The 14,963-nt window shown below is 69.9% G+C and carries 18 protein-coding genes; all 18 read right to left on the minus strand.

The window, feature by feature from the left end:
• Positions 1-310 (minus strand): DUF2637 domain-containing protein (locus OO70_RS54295; protein WP_043687578.1); only part of this gene is annotated, 310 nt, incomplete at its 3' end.
• A 67-nt stretch (positions 311-377) separates the two neighbouring features.
• The gene (locus tag OO70_RS55630) at positions 378-539 is read right to left on the minus strand and encodes a hypothetical protein (protein WP_199827556.1); all 162 of its coding nucleotides are present in this window, start codon (positions 537-539) and stop codon (positions 378-380) included.
• Entirely contained in the window at positions 520-3,987 is a 3,468-nt protein-coding gene (locus tag OO70_RS48780; protein ID WP_043687581.1) for a LysM peptidoglycan-binding domain-containing protein, read from the minus strand. The genes OO70_RS55630 and OO70_RS48780 overlap by 20 nt, the downstream gene beginning before the upstream one ends.
• Entirely contained in the window at positions 3,988-4,440 is a 453-nt protein-coding gene (locus tag OO70_RS48785; RefSeq protein ID WP_051742430.1) for a pilus assembly protein TadG-related protein, read from the minus strand. It lies immediately after the preceding gene.
• Entirely contained in the window at positions 4,437-4,892 is a 456-nt protein-coding gene (locus OO70_RS48790; RefSeq protein ID WP_043687644.1) for a TadE/TadG family type IV pilus assembly protein, read from the minus strand. The genes OO70_RS48785 and OO70_RS48790 overlap by 4 nt, the downstream gene beginning before the upstream one ends.
• 5 nt (positions 4,893-4,897) lie before the next feature.
• Positions 4,898-5,323 (minus strand): TadE/TadG family type IV pilus assembly protein, encoded by a 426-nt coding sequence (locus tag OO70_RS48795; RefSeq protein WP_234337132.1) that lies wholly within the window; start codon positions 5,321-5,323, stop codon positions 4,898-4,900.
• Positions 5,323-5,526, minus strand: a complete 204-nt coding sequence (locus tag OO70_RS48800; protein ID WP_043687587.1) for a hypothetical protein — start codon at positions 5,524-5,526, stop codon at positions 5,323-5,325. The genes OO70_RS48795 and OO70_RS48800 overlap by 1 nt, the downstream gene beginning before the upstream one ends.
• Positions 5,527-5,574: 48 nt before the next feature.
• Entirely contained in the window at positions 5,575-6,459 is an 885-nt protein-coding gene (locus tag OO70_RS48805) for a type II secretion system F family protein (protein WP_043687590.1), read from the minus strand.
• On the minus strand, positions 6,456-7,397 hold the full coding sequence (locus tag OO70_RS48810) for a type II secretion system F family protein (protein WP_043687592.1): 942 nt from the start codon (positions 7,395-7,397) through the stop codon (positions 6,456-6,458). Before OO70_RS48810 ends, OO70_RS48805 begins: the two co-directional genes overlap by 4 nt.
• The gene (locus OO70_RS48815) at positions 7,394-8,872 is read right to left on the minus strand and encodes a CpaF family protein (RefSeq protein WP_043687595.1); all 1,479 of its coding nucleotides are present in this window, start codon (positions 8,870-8,872) and stop codon (positions 7,394-7,396) included. Before OO70_RS48815 ends, OO70_RS48810 begins: the two co-directional genes overlap by 4 nt.
• A complete protein-coding gene (locus OO70_RS48820) occupies positions 8,862-9,686 on the minus strand; it encodes a hypothetical protein (RefSeq protein WP_043687597.1) in 825 nt (274 codons plus the stop codon). Before OO70_RS48820 ends, OO70_RS48815 begins: the two co-directional genes overlap by 11 nt.
• On the minus strand, positions 9,686-10,327 hold the full coding sequence (locus OO70_RS48825) for an SAF domain-containing protein (protein ID WP_043687598.1): 642 nt from the start codon (positions 10,325-10,327) through the stop codon (positions 9,686-9,688). Before OO70_RS48825 ends, OO70_RS48820 begins: the two co-directional genes overlap by 1 nt.
• 89 nt (positions 10,328-10,416) lie before the next feature.
• Complete coding sequence (locus OO70_RS48830) at positions 10,417-11,301, minus strand: ATP/GTP-binding protein (protein ID WP_078651895.1); 885 nt, start codon at positions 11,299-11,301, stop codon at positions 10,417-10,419.
• Complete coding sequence (locus OO70_RS48835; protein ID WP_199827555.1) at positions 11,295-11,912, minus strand: hypothetical protein; 618 nt, start codon at positions 11,910-11,912, stop codon at positions 11,295-11,297. Before OO70_RS48835 ends, OO70_RS48830 begins: the two co-directional genes overlap by 7 nt.
• 242 nt (positions 11,913-12,154) lie before the next feature.
• Positions 12,155-12,757, minus strand: a complete 603-nt coding sequence (locus OO70_RS48840) for an OmpA family protein (protein WP_043687600.1) — start codon at positions 12,755-12,757, stop codon at positions 12,155-12,157.
• 12 nt (positions 12,758-12,769) lie between these two features.
• Positions 12,770-13,345 (minus strand): hypothetical protein, encoded by a 576-nt coding sequence (locus OO70_RS48845; RefSeq protein ID WP_043687602.1) that lies wholly within the window; start codon positions 13,343-13,345, stop codon positions 12,770-12,772.
• Positions 13,346-13,475: 130 nt separating this feature from the next.
• Positions 13,476-13,658 (minus strand): hypothetical protein, encoded by a 183-nt coding sequence (locus OO70_RS48850; protein ID WP_043687605.1) that lies wholly within the window; start codon positions 13,656-13,658, stop codon positions 13,476-13,478.
• Between the two features lie 365 nt (positions 13,659-14,023).
• Positions 14,024-14,815, minus strand: a complete 792-nt coding sequence (locus OO70_RS51630) for a class I SAM-dependent methyltransferase (protein WP_051742432.1) — start codon at positions 14,813-14,815, stop codon at positions 14,024-14,026.
• Positions 14,816-14,963 lie beyond the last annotated feature (148 nt).

Raw genomic sequence — 14,963 nt, forward strand, 5'->3', positions numbered from 1 at the left:
AGACCACGAACAGGATCGGGATCACCGCGTGCATACCGACACCCAGCGGGTCCGGCCAGGCCGCCGCGCCGTTGAACGCGATCGTCGCGACCGTCAGCAACCACGCCGTCTGACGCAGCAACGGGAAGGGAATCCTGATCCAGGTCAGGAGCAGGTCCAGGGCGAGCAGGACGCAGATACCCGCGTCGATACCGACCGGGAAGACGTACGCGAAGTTGCCGAAGCCCTTTTTCAGGGCGAGTTCGCGCACGGCGGCGTACGAACCGGCGAAGCCGATACCGGCGATGACCATCGCGCCGGAGACCACCACGCCGATGAGTGCTCGCTGGGCGCGGCTGAGCGCGGCCGGTGCACTGAGCGGGTCTGACGGGAAGACGTCAGCCCGCGCTGGATCGTCGTCCGGTGCCGGTGCCGGTGCCGGTGCCGGTGCCGGTCCTGGCTCGGGCCCGAGGCCAGCCCTGGTGGGTGGGAGTGGTGTGGAGGTCAGCGGTGAGGGCGCTGGCGCTGGTCGGGTTGGGGTCATCGCTGCTGCGTCCCATGGGGGTGCGGTATGCCGAGGAGGTCGTTGATGAGCTGCTCGGTCTCCGGCTCCGGTGAGCAGTCCAACGCCCTATTCACCTGCTGGACGCGGGTGATGGCGGTGTGCAGTCCTTGCCGGTTGCCGGCTGCGGCTTCGATGCGGAGCCAGTCCCGGTACAGCAGCTCTGCCGTCTCGTCGGTGTCGAGGCCGGTCGCGACGGCCTGGCGGGCGGCGTTGAGATCGTGGTGGGGGCCGGTGGGGGTGCGGTAGGTGGCGATGGTGTGTGCCACGTCGACGATGCGCGTGATCATTTCCTGTTGGTAGGGCTCGGCCCACGGCAGTGGCCTGCCGCCGAACGGCCGCCCCCGCACGAGGGCGAGTGCCCGTTCCAGATCGGGGAGGCCGGACGGCCCACGGGGCAGTGCGCGTTCGGCGAGTTGCAGGAAGCGGGTCCAGTCGCAGCGCACGCCGGGGGAGAGCCGGTAGGGGTCGTCGCCGGCTTTGCGGCGTGGCACGTAGGGGTTGCCGTCGGGGTCGTTGCCCAGGGAGCTGCGCAGGCCCTGCATACGGGCGTTGAGGGTGGCGCTCGACCACGGGCTGACGGGATCCATGTCGGAGCACAGAACATCCGCGCCTCGTCCGGGTCGGAAGTAGAGCAGCGCGGCGAGCTGTGCCATGCGCGATCCGTGGCCGGTGCGTTCCACGCCGGTCACGTGGACCGGTCCCAGGACCCGGATCTCCGGCGCGTGCAGGTCATGGGCTTCGTACCCCTGCGTCGCCTCCGGCAGAGGGACTCCGGCCCGGCTGCCCCGGTCGTCAGCCTCGGCAACCTCCGCGGCGGCGGGCGCCACCGAGCCGGCACCCGAGTCGGCACTCGAGTCGGCACTCGAGTCGTCGGGCTCGGTCTGTAGCGACGCTTGGGTGGTGGGCAGCAGCCGGAGTACGGACGGGTCGGTGGCGGCGACGATCAGGGCCGGGAAGATGCCGCTGTCGCCGTCCTGTGCGGGCGTCGTCGTAGGGTTCGTGGTGGCGTCGTCGGCCCTGAACCGGGCCGGGGATTGCGTCGGCGTGGTCTGCTGGGGCGGCGCCGCGCTGTCAGCCTCCTCCGGCTCGGCGGGCACGTTCTGCCAGGGCGCCTCTGCCGGGTGGGCTGACTGGGCGGACAACGTCAGCGCGTCGGTGATCTGCTGGTAGGCGGCGTTCTCCAGGCGCTGCACGGTGATGTCGGTACCGACGGAGTCAAGGGGCTGCGGTGTGCTGAGCGAGGCGTTGAGGATCTCTGCTTCGGGGAAGTGCGCGGCCGCGGACGACGCCGGCGCGATCAGGGTGACGGGGACCGTTCTCGCCTTGTCGATGACCTCGCCGAACTCCCAGGCCGTGTCCGCGTCCAGCGCCGATGCACACAGCAGCAGATAGGGCTGATGCGCGGTCTCGGGCAACTGGTGCACTTCCAGCAGCCGCTCGCCCAGATCACGCAGCGCGTGTGCGGCCTGCCGCATGTACGCGATCCGGGCGGTGGGCAACAGTCCGGGCAGATCCTCACCGAACCCCACGGTGACGACCTCGACGTCGCTCGCCCACGGGCTCATCCCGAGTTCCAGGGCGAGCGAGATGCACACCTCGGTGATGTGGAGCGGGTTGCCGTCCAGGAGTACGGCGGGCACGCGGGCAAGGTTGAGGAGAACCAGGTCGCCCGCTGTGGTGCTGCCGATCGTGGCCAGCCCCGGATACGGCGCCGGCACCTGGTGGGCCGTCTCCTCGTCGAGGAGATCGGCGTCGGCGGGCAGGTCCCACCAGGCGGCCTTCCCGGAGGTGAAGGGCGCCTGTGGCTCCTGGGCCAGGTCCTCGGGCAGTACCTCCACCGAGCGCGCACCGATCCGCGCGGCCCGCAGTGGCGGCAGGACCGCCTCGTTCCCCTCCTGGCCCACCTGGTAGGCCATCGTGCGCAGGGCCACGTCCAGGCGGGCAGCGCCGCCTGGTTCGGCGGCCGCCGCCAACTGGGCCTCGGCCGGAGAGGGTTCCGGCGCGATGGCGATCGTCTCGCCCGGTTTGCGGCGGCGGCGCTGCAGCGTCCTGCGCAGGGCCAGAGCGCCGGTGACGGCGGCCGCCAGCAGCGCGCCGGCGCCGAGAACGGTACGGAGGTTCAGCGGGCTGCTGGCCGGAGTCGGTGCCGGCGTTGCGGACACTGTGGCGGCGGAAGAGGGGGCAGCGGACTTCGATGCCGCGGACGACGCTGACGGCGAGGCAACAGAGGGAGCGGAGCTGGTGCCTGGCGCGGGCGTCGTGGAAGGAGGCTGCTCCTGCCCGGGCTGCCCGGTCTGCCTGGCGGAACGGCTGCTCGGGATACTGGACGGCGTGGACTCCGGCGCGGGCGCCGTGGTGGTACCCGGTGTCGGAGCCTGCCCATCTTCCGCGTCATCACCCGGCTTGTGACTGTCGGGCGTCTGGGTGGCCGGGGGCGTGGCCTCCTGGTCGGCTGCCTTCTCACCGTCGTCACTGTCGCGTGGTGGGGCGTGCTGGGCGGCCTCGACGCCGGGCACGGTGACCTGCTGCCCCGCGTAGACCACATCCGGGTCGGTGATGGCGGGCAGCCCGCCCGGCTGCGCCTTGCCCCGGCTGGCTTCGTACAGCTTCGGCCAGTCGCTGCCGTCGCCGAGCTCCTCCTGGGCGATCTTCGACAGGTAGTCGCCTGCGTGGACCGTGACGACGTGCTCAATGCCGTCGGCGGCAGCGGGACTGTCCACGCCCCGCTGCGTACGTAGGCCTCCTGCTCCGGCGGAGGTATGAGGCATCCTGAGCTGCCAGCCGGGCTGCAGGAAGCTGTTCGCGCGGAAGACCTCGCCACCCGCCATGGCGTGGCCCTCGTTGAGGTCGGCGATCTCCCGCCACCGCTCGCCGTCGCCGAGTTCCTTCTCGGCGATGCTCCACAGGCTCTCCGCTGGCCGAACCTCCCGCACCGTGTACGTCGTGTTCTGCACGCGGTCGGCGCCCGACACCGCCCGGTCCGCGCCCGTCGTCTGTGTGCCCACCGCCCCCGGCAGTCGGACGGCCGTGGCGCTCGGCGCGGCCTGTGCGGGGGTGGCCAGCGCGGAGCCGGTGGGCAGCAGCACCAGGATCCCGCCGATCAGGACGGCCGCGGCGCGCTGCGAGGCACCCAGCCCGCGCGGAGCGTGCCAGGACCGGCCGCGCAGCTGCGCGCTCAACTCCCGTATGGCACAGAACGTGAACTGTGCCCACCCGATCCATCCCACGGCGGCGAGCAGCAGCAGGAACGCCCCGCCGGTGTCCTGCCGGTCCAGAAGGTGGGTGAGGTCGTCGTGCCCGGCAGCCCACAGGATCGGGGTCACCCAGGTCAGGAGCAGTGGTAGCCCGGCGACCGTGCCCGCCAGGAGCAGCAGACTGCCAGCCGCGATGACGATCCGGGCCGTCAGGGAGTGCGCGGCGGCGGGGGAGCGGGGGGCGCGCATTCAGTTTCCTTGGGGTGCGGTGACGCCGTGCAGGAGGGTCGCTTCGCCGTGGCCGGTCACCGCGAGATGGCCAATCCCGACCACGGGCAGGATCTTGGTTGCGTACGAGTCGGTGACGGTGACGGTGAGCGTCTTGCCGTCACCGGACACGCTGACCGATCCCGTCGCACCGGCGGAGCGCAGGTAGGCCTGGGCGGCGGCCTGTGCGTCCTGCGGGTCGATCACGATCGCCTTGCCGGTGATGGCCTGCGCGGGGTCGATGGCCTGCCCGCCGGCCCGGGCCGCCTCGCCGGCGATGTAGTCGGCGCGTTCGGTGGCGCGCATTTTGCTGCCGCCGTCGATGGAGATGCCGATGATGCCGAGCAGGGCGACCACGCACACGGCGACGAAAATGGTGACGCCGCCCCGGTCGTCCAATCGCCCCCGGTACTGGCCCGTCAGCCACAAAATCATAAGTCCCCCCGCTGCCGGTACTGATCAACGACTGACGTCGCCGTCGACGTCAGGGTCCGGGCACCGGGCACGCCTGGAAGCAGCAGATCGGACAGGTTGACCGTGCAGTTCACGGTCACGGTGACCGTTCCCACCTGCCCCACGGGCACGTTGAGCCCGCTGGTGTTCACGCTGACGCTGGCGGATGCGCATTTGATGCCCTGATCGTCCAGAGACTCAAGGGCGGCCGTGTGCGCGGCGTCCTGCGCGGCCGCCACGGTGCGGTGGATGGACGCTTCCCGCGCCGCGTCCTCGGACGCGGCGTCGATCTTTGCGCCGGAGGTGACGAGGCGTCCGCCGGCGATCGCCAGGCACAGGAAGATGATCAGCGGAGGGAAGACGATGGCGGCCTCGACCGCGACACTGCCCTCGTCCCGGCCGGCCGCCCGCTTCCAACGGGTTCTGGTACGCAACGGATTCACCCCCCGGCTGTCGTCCAGCGTTCAACGGGCCCCGACGCCGACTGAGAGATCTTGAGGCCCGACAGGCCCGGGATCATCGACAGCGCTGTACCCGACACCTCGACGCGCACACGCTGTCCGTCGCTCCTGGCTGAGACGCCGTAGCTGCGCAGACTGTCACCCGCACTCCGTCCGAGTACCTCGTCCGCCCGGGCTGCACCGTCGGCGGGGGATGCCTGGTAGGCGCGGGCCGCGGTGAGGCCTTCGCGGGCGGCGGTCAGGGCGATCTCCCGTGCGTAGTACCACATGGAGGCCTGGATGACGGCGATCGTGGTGAGCAGGATGGCCGGGAACACGATCGCCATCTGGATGGAGGCGTCCCCGCGGTCATCTCCCCAGCGCCGCCCACGCCACCAGGCCCGGATACGGGCGCCGCTCGGCATCAGATCCCGCTCAGGCTCAGGTTGTATTTCGCGATCACCACGGCGATCGTGCCGGCGATCGCCAGGGCGCCGCCGACGACGGCGACCCAGATGATGACGGTGGTGATGCTGATATCGCCACGGTCCGGCTGTCGGGAGGCCTCTTCTAAACGTGTGGTCAGCCAGCGGACGGCGCGGTTGGACCGTAGGGCGGTGTACTTCATCGGGCGTGCTCCTCCACCAGGTTGAGCGAGTTCGAAGGTCGAAAAGGGTCAGACGGTGAGCATGCGGATCACTGCGGGGAACGCCATCAGCAGCATGACCAGGACGGCGAGGAGAGCGCCGGGGGCGGTCATTTTCTCGCTGGCCGCGTTGGCTTCGGCGGCCTGGTTGGCGAGCAGCTCGGTGTTGAGCGCGGAGGCGCGGGCCCGCAGGGCCTTGTAGACGGCGGCGCCGTCGGTGGCCGAGCCGCGCATGATGTCGGCGACATCGCACAGGACGGGCAGGCCGTACTCGTCGGCGAGTTCGGACAGCGCCTGGTACGGCGGGATCTTCTCCAGCCGGGCCCGGCGCAGCGCGCCCTGCAGATAGAGGAACGGCCAGCCCCGCCCCACATGGGCGGCTTTCTCCAGTGCCTCTGCCGGGCCGGCGTCGGCGGCCCGCTTGAGCGCCACCAGGTCGAGGTAGGCGGACAGGGCGTGCGCGAACTCCTCCCGGGCCCGCTTGGCCTGGTCGCGTACAGCAAGATCGGGCGTCATGAACAGGAGGGCGGCGATGGCGAGTCCGGCGGCTGCGGGCACGTAGAAGGGCAGGGAGACGCCCGCGATGATCCATGGGACGGACACCAGCACGGGGCACAGCACGCCGAGCGCGGCGAGCGCCGTCTTCCTCAGCATGAACTGCCCCCGCCCCTGTCCGAGGAGGGCGAGGTTCTTGGCCGGGACGCGTACGCCGGGCAGGTGCTCGAGGTGGGCCAGCAGCCAACGCCCCCACACCTCCTCCCGGTCCAGCTCCGGTTCGGGCATGCTCAGACTCGCGGGCCCCGTGCGCTGCAAGGCCGCCGCCAACGCGGGCTGCGGCTGCAGGAGTTCACGCACGAACAGGGCGGCGCCGGCACCCACCGTGCCGCCAGCCAGTACGACAGGAAGCAGGTTCACGGACCGACTCCTTCAAGTTGGCGCTCCGCGGCCGACTCCACCACGGGCGCGGGCAGGCGGACGGTGCTGCGCGCATCGGCGATCAGGAACCGTGCGATGTGCCGGAAGGTGCCCAGCGAGCGCATCAGGGCGAGCGTGGCGAAGAACCCGGCGGTCAGGAACGCCAACGCCAGCTGGCCCAGCAGCGTGTTGTAGGGGCGGGTGAAGGACGGCACGAAGAACCCGGCGACGACGATGCCCAGCGTGATTAGCGTCATCCACCGTACGGTTGTACGACTCTTGGCCCGGTCGGCCTCGACCTTCCGCTTGCCGGCGACCTCTTCGCGAACGGTCGAGGCCAGGTCCTCCAAGCCCTGGGCGAGGCCCGGGCCGCGGTCGTTGACCGAGAGGATCAGCGCGGCCGCCACCTTGTCGGCGGTGATGTCGTCGAGTTCCTCAGCGAAAGCACGCAGGGCCTCCTCGGGTCGCCATCCCAGCCGGATCCGGTCGGACAGGTTGACGATCTGCCCGGCCAGCTCCTCCGGGGCACCCCGTCGGCTTGCGATCAGCGCCTGTTCCAGGCCCATGCCCAGCCGAAGCAGCCCGGCCAGCTTTTGCGTCCACGCGCTCAGCGCCTCCAACTGCCCGATGCGTTCCTGCGCGATCTGCGCCGGCGAGATCAGCCAGGGCACTCCGACCACCGCCGCACCCAGCAGCGCACCGGCCACGAAATTCCCGGAGACCAGCCACACGGCCACGAACACCACCACTGCCGCGACCGTCAGGGTGCGCCGCCGAAGCCGGACAGCCTCGCCCAGCTCCGCCCCGCCACGGCCGGCCTTCCACCACTCGATCAGCGAGTCCCGGCGCGGCGCCGACGTCCCCACCACACCGGCGATGACGCCAAGCAGACCGCCGATGACGGCCAGGCCACTGAGCAGCGCCCACAACAGGATCACCGGCCGGCCCCCACCTTCAGGGCAAGCGGATGCTCCCAGGCCCCGTAGGGCAGTTGGAGCAGGCCGGAGTCGAAGCCCACCCGGCGCAGGTCGTCGATGCAGCCCGGGTCCATGCGCGGCACCGCCCGCAAATCCCCGAACTCCGTTCCGGGGGAGAAGATCTCATTGGTCGCCGGACGGCCGGACTCGCCGATCCCGGTCAGCTCCAGAACATGGGAGACGTAGCGGTGGCGGCGGCCACCGATCCGTGTCTCGTCCTTCATGTCGACGTAGACGATGAAGTCCAGGCCGTTGGCGGTCTGTCGGTACGCGAGCTGCTCCGACAGGTTGGACTGGGCGAGCGCATACAGCTCGGCGATCCGATCGAAGACGATGTCCGGGCGACGCGCGTGGATCGTGCACAGGTTGCCGCCGGACCCGTTCGTTAACGCCTGCATCATGGCAACGATCTCCGGGCCGCGGACCTCACCGACCACGATCCGCTCCAACGACATCCGCAGCGCGGGATGCATAAGGTCCAGCAGCGTGATCTCGCCCGCGCCACGGCCGGTGACGTCCTTCTCTCCATTGGACTGGCGCCCGACCAGAGAAACGACCTGGCGGTGGTAGCCGTTGGTGTGGGCGAACAGCTCATCCTCGGTCTGGACGGTGCCGAAACGGCACTCCGGGTCGAACTCCTTGAGCATCGCCCGCAACAGGGTGGTTTTCCCTGCCTTCTGCTTGCCCGCGATCATGACGTTCTTCTCCGCGCGCACGCACGCGCCGAGGAACTCCCGCAGGATCGGGTCGATCGTCCCTAGCTGCACCACGTCGTTGAGGTCGGCCTGCGAGACGCGATGGCGGCGGATGACCACGTACGTCATCGGCCCGAGCCCGGTGATCGCCTGAAGGCGAGAGCCGTCAGGCAGCGAGAGGGCGAGGGTGGGGTTGGCGGTGGAGATGGTCCGCTCGTTGTGTCCGGAGTCGCGGGCCAACTCCCTTAGCAGTTCGAGTAGTTCGTCTTCCGAGTCCGCGATCGGGCCAACCATCCGGCGTTCGCCGTCGCCGTAGTCGAGCCACACCTCGTGCGGGCCCTGGATGATGATGTCCTCGACCCGCTTGTCGTCCAGATACGGCTGTAGCCGCCCGGCCCGGTAGAGCAGGTCGTAGACGGCACGCCGCAGCGCCCCGTCCTCGTGCGGTGTCATCGCGTGCGCGTCCGACCACAGTGCGACCGCCTCGTTGATCCAGTTCAGGCAGAGCTGTTCCTCGCTGTCCCGGTCCATGTCCGGGACGGTCTTGAGTAACTTCTCGCGTTTCCGGGCGACTTGGGCCGCGATGTTCCGGGCGGCCTGGTAGTCGACCGTGATCTGCGGTGCGGTGGCGCCGACCGTGTGTGGACTCGAAGCGGTTCCGGCCTCTGTCCGGTACGCCGGCTGAGGGCGGCCGGGCGGGGGAGCCACGGAGGGATCGGGGTGTAGAGGCTTAGCGTCCACGGTTCGCCTCCCCGCCGGCGAAGGCGCGGCGCTGCGCGAGGCGGGCGCGTCGTACGGCGGCTCGCTGCACCAGCAGGGCACTGCTCGTGCGGGCGGCCTTCATCAGCGGCGACTTGGTGAAGCGGCGGGGCTGTTCGGCGCCGTCGGACAGCACCCGGGCGTCCTCCGGCGCGTACGGCAGTGTCGCCACGACGGGCACCTGCAGCACGCGCTGGATCTCGCCGGCGGGGTAGGGGCCTTCGTCGATCACCAACAGGCCGACGTCCCCGACGCGTTCTTCCAGCGCCGTTACCCGGGCTTGCGCTGCCTGGAGACACCGAAGGGTGTTGCGCACCACCACGATCACGGAATCAGCCTGATCGGCCAGCACCCCGGAAGGACCGAAGGCCCCGCTGCGGCCGAGGTCGATCAGGACGTCGTGGCCGTAGTCGGCCTCAATACCCCGGAACATGGCCGCCAGGCCTTTCCACACCGAGCCCAGACTCGCCGTCTGCGCGGGGTCGGTGATGCCCGGCAGCAGCAGCCGGTCACGCGGTGACCCCCGCTGTCCGTCCTCACCGATCAGATCAATCAGCTGCCGCCAGAAGGCGTCCCCGAACTCCCCCGTGCGGGCGGCCACCGACAGGTTGCGCAGCCCGTACCGTTCGCCGAGCGTGCCCTGCAGCAGCCCGTGCAGCACGGCCCCGCCGTCCGGATCGCACTCGGCCAGGATCATCTTCCGGCCCGGCTCCAGCGGCCACGACAGCAGCAGCGCGAGCGCACTGGTCGTCACCCCCGGTGCGCCGGCGCAGCCGGTCAGCGCGATGACCGCCATCAGCTGCCGTCCGGAGCGGTGAGGACCAGACGCAACGCGTTGGTTGATACCCACGCGGCGACGGTGGGGCCGTCGGTGGCGGAGGTCGCGACGTCGACGACGACGATTCCGGTTCCGGGGGCGGCTTTGGATGCTTTCACGACGCGCCCGGTGATCGTCTCCGGCGCGGCGGACGCCTTGTCGGTGTCCGTGGTGTCCTGCGCGGGCACGTGCACCAGCTCGACCTTCTGGCCGGGCACCAGGCTGGTGGCGGGAACCTGTTCGGGCTTGAGCCCGATCGGCACCAGCTGCTCCCCGGCCTTCACCAGGGAGCCTTCCGTCACCTGTGACGGCGTGAGCAGCGAGCCGGGCTTGAGTTCCACGGCCGCCCGCTTGCCCACCAGCGACTTCGCATCGTCCGCGTGGACGGCTTTCACCGCCGGGTCCAGGGAGATCGAGGCCGTCCCGAGGTCCTGTTCGGTGAGGATCTGGCCGACCTGGACGTCGCGGACCACGGTGATCACCTGGGTGCGGTGGCCGACCTGCAGCAGCAAGACGGCAACACCCGCTCCGCCAGCGGCGATCAGCGCCAGCGACAGGGCGATCACGCCCGGTCGGCGCCTGCGGGCGGATACTCGTGGCGGAGCGACCGGTGCAGCCACCTGCCCCTGCTGGGGGACTCCGGTCGCGCTTGTTGTCTCCGCGCGTTCTTGGGTCTTGGTCCTGCTCAACGTTCATCCTTCCGGTGGCGTTATCTGACGACCTGGAGTTCGCCGATCGCCACCTGCATCTGGGACTGACGGGTTTCGGTGAACTGGCCGGTCTCTCCGGCACCTCCGACGACCTGCCAGATGACCGTCCACTTGGCTGTCGCGGTCAGGGCGTACTTGCCTCCGGCCTGAGAGGCGGACGCCGTGCTGTACGTGTGACCGCACGTCGGGGACTCCCGCTTGCCGTACGTGGCCGCGTACTCGGTGCCGGGCCCGTCGCAGATGAGCGCGCTTCCATCACCTAAGGACCATTTGATATTGCTGACCTTCGCTGTTGCGGTGACCGTCACACCGGCCAGTGCCGCGGACGCGGTGTTGGGTCCGTACGTGGTGGGGCTCTCGTTGACCCACATCCACATCGGTACGCCGACCACGTACTGTCCGGCGGCGCGCGGGCTGGCGATGCTCGGGCCGGTCAGCAGCATCCGGTCCACGGCCTCGCGCGCCAGTTGCTCGGGGTCGACGTTGACCGCGGGGGCCTGTGCCGCCCAGAAGACCTGGGAGACGATCTGTGCTCCTGCAGCGGCCGCGAGTGCGTCGCTCAGGCAGATGCGCGTGTAGATCGCTCCGTCGCCGGGCTTGTGGCCGTCCCAGACCGGATCGCTGGCGGGGGGTTGAGGATCGAGGCGCTTCACCGAGCACAGCTGGGGGCGGGTGTCCTTGTCCGACCCGTTGGCGGTCGGATCGCCCGATGGGCTTTGCCCGTTTGAGGTTCCCGGCTGCTGTTCGCAGACCGTGACGTAGGAGCTCGCGCCGGGGCAGTCGCCACCGATCACCGGGTCGTCGTCGGCGCTCGCCGACGCCGCGGGCAGCGTGCAGAGCGCTGCGGTAGCCAGGACTGTGGCCAGGATGGAGCGGTTCAGCACGTGTGCGTTCCGTCTGGCGTGACCTCTGTGATCATCCACTGTTTCCCCCACTTCTCCGCCGTAGCTGTCGTCACGTATCGCAAGGGCTGATTTGACGGGAATGGCCGCACGGCGCCCGTCTTCCTCGTGACGGTCTTCCAGTTCGAGATGTCCAGGCAGTCCTGCACGGTGGCTTTCGGAGTTGCGCCGGTGAGCGTCAGGGACGTGATCTTCGCGTCGTGCGTCGGAGCGCCCGTGGTGGCGGTGCCGGCCTTCTGCATGACCAGCACGTCGCCCATGGCACGGCCCAGGGCCTTCTTCGTGCCGTACTTCTCCAGGTCCGTGCCCTTGATGCTGGCCTGTGCGTACGCCTTGACCTGGGCGTCCCAGAAACCGTCGTACGCCGTGAGAACGGCGGCCTTGGCCTGAGCCTGCGGATCCGTCCGTGCGGAAGAGGTCGGCGGCGTAGAAGTGCTCCTGGCCGGCGGCGAATTCTTGGCGGACGAGCCGGATTCACCGCCGCCTCCGCAGGCGGTCACCAGCAGCAGACCGCCGGCGATCAGTACAGCGGTTGCGTACTCCCGGATGCGGACAGCGGTGAGCCCTCCCGGGCGTCGTTGTGCACGTGTCACATTGTCTCCCCGTACGACGTGGTGCGGCATGATCACTGGCGGTCGTCGGCGCACGGCGGTCTGGGTTGGCGGCCAGAGCCGGCTGTGGTGATGCGTCTGCGGAGCCGCAAGTTCGCGCATTTGCCGGTCAACTCCCCAGCTAGTTCAGTGAGTTCACTCGTACAACTCGGGATGTACCTGGTCACGTTCAGAACTGGATGTCGGTTCGTCGTGCCGGCTCCGCCTCTCTCCTACGGCCAACGTCACGTCCGCGAGAAGGAGATCTCGACGCGTCGGTTCGCTCTCCGGCCGGCCTCCGTGGTGTTCGACGCGACCGGATCACGTTCGCCGAAACCCCGGGTCTCGAAGCTGACCGTCGTCGGGAGCTCGTTGGCCAGGACCCCCTGCACGGCCTGGGCCCGCTGCGCGGACAGCACGTCGCCGTGGGCCGAGGAGCCGAGGCTGTCGGTGAAGCCGAAAATGCGGACCCTCACCGGCTGCTGCTGGCTGATAGCGCGGGCGATCGCGGCGATGCGGGACTGCGCCGAACCGCTCAGCAGTGCGCTGTCCTTGGCGAACAGCACCTCGGCCTGGAGCGCGTACGTCACCTCCGTGTTCGTTTCCGTGCGCCGTTCGGAGCCGTCCTGGTTCGCGACCACTCGGCTGACGGCGACAGGGTCCGAGCCGATGTCGAGAATCTTGGGCGGGGCGAGTGTGGCACCGCCGTGCAGCACGAGGCCGGTGCCGCTATGGGCCGGGAAGGCCACGGTCTCCTGGACACCGCTGGCGGCGGTCGCGCTGAGGGCCGCAGCCAGGGTGGTGAGCGCGAGGAGCCCGACCGTGAGGCGAGACGGTAGTGGCCGCATGGGTACCTCACCTCACCCAGAGATGTTGATGGTCGCGGTGTCGAACAGAGGGAGCTGGAAGCCGACCGAGGTCGTACTCGTTGGTGGTGCGGGGAACTGCATGAAGACGTGGACGCTCTCCCCGGCATTCAGCGCGGTGAGTCCTGTCGTGGTGAGGGGATGGCCGCTCGTGTCGCGCAGCACGTAGTAGCGCTTGCGCTGCACGAAGTCGGTGACCGTGGCTCCGGCCAGCGACGGTCCGGTCCTGAGAACGGCGAGCTCGTCGCCGCGCAACTCGGCGGGTACGACGGCCGTTTGGGTCCCGTCGTTCTTGAGGTCGCCGCGGACGGTGAGGTAGTCGGCCGGATCCCGGTCGGCGGATGTGATCGTCAGGGCCAGGCCGTTCTGGCCCTGGAGCTCGGCCAGCCCTGTGCCGCCCAGGCCCTGCTTCTCGCGCGGGGCGGAGCCGCTGGTTGCCGAAGCCGCGGTCATCGCGCCGCCGTCTTGGTTGCCGACGCCTGCGCAGCCTGAGGCTCCCAGGATCAGACCTGCGGCAAGGACCGGTGTGAGTAGTTGTCTGCGCAGCGGGATGATGAAGCACGTTCGCATGGCGCTATGTCCGTCCCTTCTGGCAGATGGTCCTGGTCGGAGCGTTCTTGCCCTCTCCTCGCGCACGATCTGTTGCTCCGCCGGATCAACTGCTCGCGTGAGGAGGCGGCCGATACGGCGCGGCCTGATGTCATGAGATCTGCCCGCCGGGCCAGAGGACGAGAACATTGTCGTCGAGCGTGACGTAGCGTCCGGGATGGCTCGTGCGGACATCGTGGAGTTCCTTCTCGGAGAACGTTCCTTGCACCACGACCGCCGTCTCCAGGGCCTCGGCACTTTTGGTGGTGGGCTGGGCGGCGACGATCTCCAGCACGCACAGCCCTCGGTGCCTGGGTGCGGGACAGGCAAAGTCGGCCCTTGCTCGCTGCCGACGGAAGCGGCGCATGATTCCTCCTCAACCCGGAGTGCTCCGGTCGAGCGGTATGGAACGGGACGTCCGCAGGAAGAAGGCCGCCAGGCAGAGGCGGGGCCGGTCGGACGCGAGGTGCGTCTTGCCGGATCTCACCCACTGGGCTCGGCACTCGATGCGGGCACGTGACGGGGGCCTGACTGCCTGGTCAGTCAGTCAGGCCCCCGTCCGTAGCTCCCGGCGCGGACCGGTACGGGGAGCCGGTACGAGCCGGGAGCGGTCAAGGCGGCCACTCAGGCCTGTGCGGCGCAGGCGGGGGCGCCGGCCGGCTATATGCCCGGACCTCCGTGCGCACGGGCGACGGCTACGGAGAAGGCCGCCTGGGCGACCGGCCGAGCACGTGCGCCGTCGTGGAGCACCTGGTCGGGCGGCTTGAGTCCCGTGGGGATGGGGCTGTTCACCGGCGGCGGATGCTGGGGAGGAGGGCTGCCGTACCCGCTCAGGACGATCGTCCGGTGGCCGTGGTCGAGGTGGTGCACTTCGCGACGCGCCCAGCCGGCGCCGATGTCGCCGAGATGCGCCTCGGTGAGCCCGAGGTCGAACGGGGCCGGGCCCGCGGGATCGCCGTCGTGAGCCTTCCGTTCGGTGCCGTCGTTGCGGTCAGCGTCTGCGGTGACGTGCACGAGTGCGTAGAACACGCCGTCCGGCTTCAGCCAGCGGCCCACGTCCGTGAGGAGTCGGCCGGGTTCCAGATACGGCAGGCCGTAGCGGCAGGTGACGACATCGAGGCTGCCGGGCGCCAGATGGCCGGGTATCGGATCGGCGACGATGTCCCAGAGCGCGTACGACAGGCCTTTGCAAGGCGCTGCCGCTTCGGCCCGCCGCAGGGCCTCGTCGGAGAAGTCGTAGCCGGTCACCGCGATGCCCGAGGAGGCAAGTTGGCGTGTCCACTGACCCGTGCCGCACGCGAGATCGATGGCGGTCATACCGGGGTGCGGGGCGGCGGCCTGATCGAAGAGTGCGCTCTCGGCCGCACTGACGGCGACCGGCGGGAAAGATGCGGCCCACTGGTTCCAGTCTGCTGCCGACAGCCTGTGGGTTCGTAAGGCGGCGGTGGTCATGGCGTGTTCTCCGGCGGCGCGTCGGTGCAACGGATCCGGCGCAGCCGACTCAGGTCGAACCAGGGAGTGGTTACCTCACCCGCGGGCACTCTGAACAGGTTCACTGGTGAGGGCTCGTCCGGGAGGTGCGGTAGGGCGGACAGGGCGG

The sequence above is a fragment of the Streptomyces xylophagus genome (assembly GCF_000716435.1).
Taxonomy (GTDB): domain Bacteria; phylum Actinomycetota; class Actinomycetes; order Streptomycetales; family Streptomycetaceae; genus Streptomyces; species Streptomyces xylophagus.

Bases quoted from the DNA above. Each gene is read 5' to 3' on its own strand.
- OO70_RS48845 (WP_043687602.1), bottom strand. From the start codon at position 13,345: ATGCGAACGTGCTTCATCATCCCGCTGCGCAGACAACTACTCACACCG.
- OO70_RS48820 (WP_043687597.1), bottom strand. From the start codon at position 9,686: ATGGCGGTCATCGCGCTGACCGGCTGCGCCGGCGCACCGGGGGTGACG.
- OO70_RS51630 (WP_051742432.1), bottom strand. From the start codon at position 14,815: ATGACCACCGCCGCCTTACGAACCCACAGGCTGTCGGCAGCAGACTGG.
- OO70_RS48780 (WP_043687581.1), bottom strand. From the start codon at position 3,987: ATGCGCGCCCCCCGCTCCCCCGCCGCCGCGCACTCCCTGACGGCCCGG.
- OO70_RS55630 (WP_199827556.1), bottom strand. From the start codon at position 539: ATGGGACGCAGCAGCGATGACCCCAACCCGACCAGCGCCAGCGCCCTC.
- OO70_RS48800 (WP_043687587.1), bottom strand. From the start codon at position 5,526: ATGAAGTACACCGCCCTACGGTCCAACCGCGCCGTCCGCTGGCTGACC.
- OO70_RS48795 (WP_234337132.1), bottom strand. From the start codon at position 5,323: ATGCCGAGCGGCGCCCGTATCCGGGCCTGGTGGCGTGGGCGGCGCTGG.
- OO70_RS48785 (WP_051742430.1), bottom strand. From the start codon at position 4,440: ATGATTTTGTGGCTGACGGGCCAGTACCGGGGGCGATTGGACGACCGG.
- OO70_RS48840 (WP_043687600.1), bottom strand. From the start codon at position 12,757: ATGCGGCCACTACCGTCTCGCCTCACGGTCGGGCTCCTCGCGCTCACC.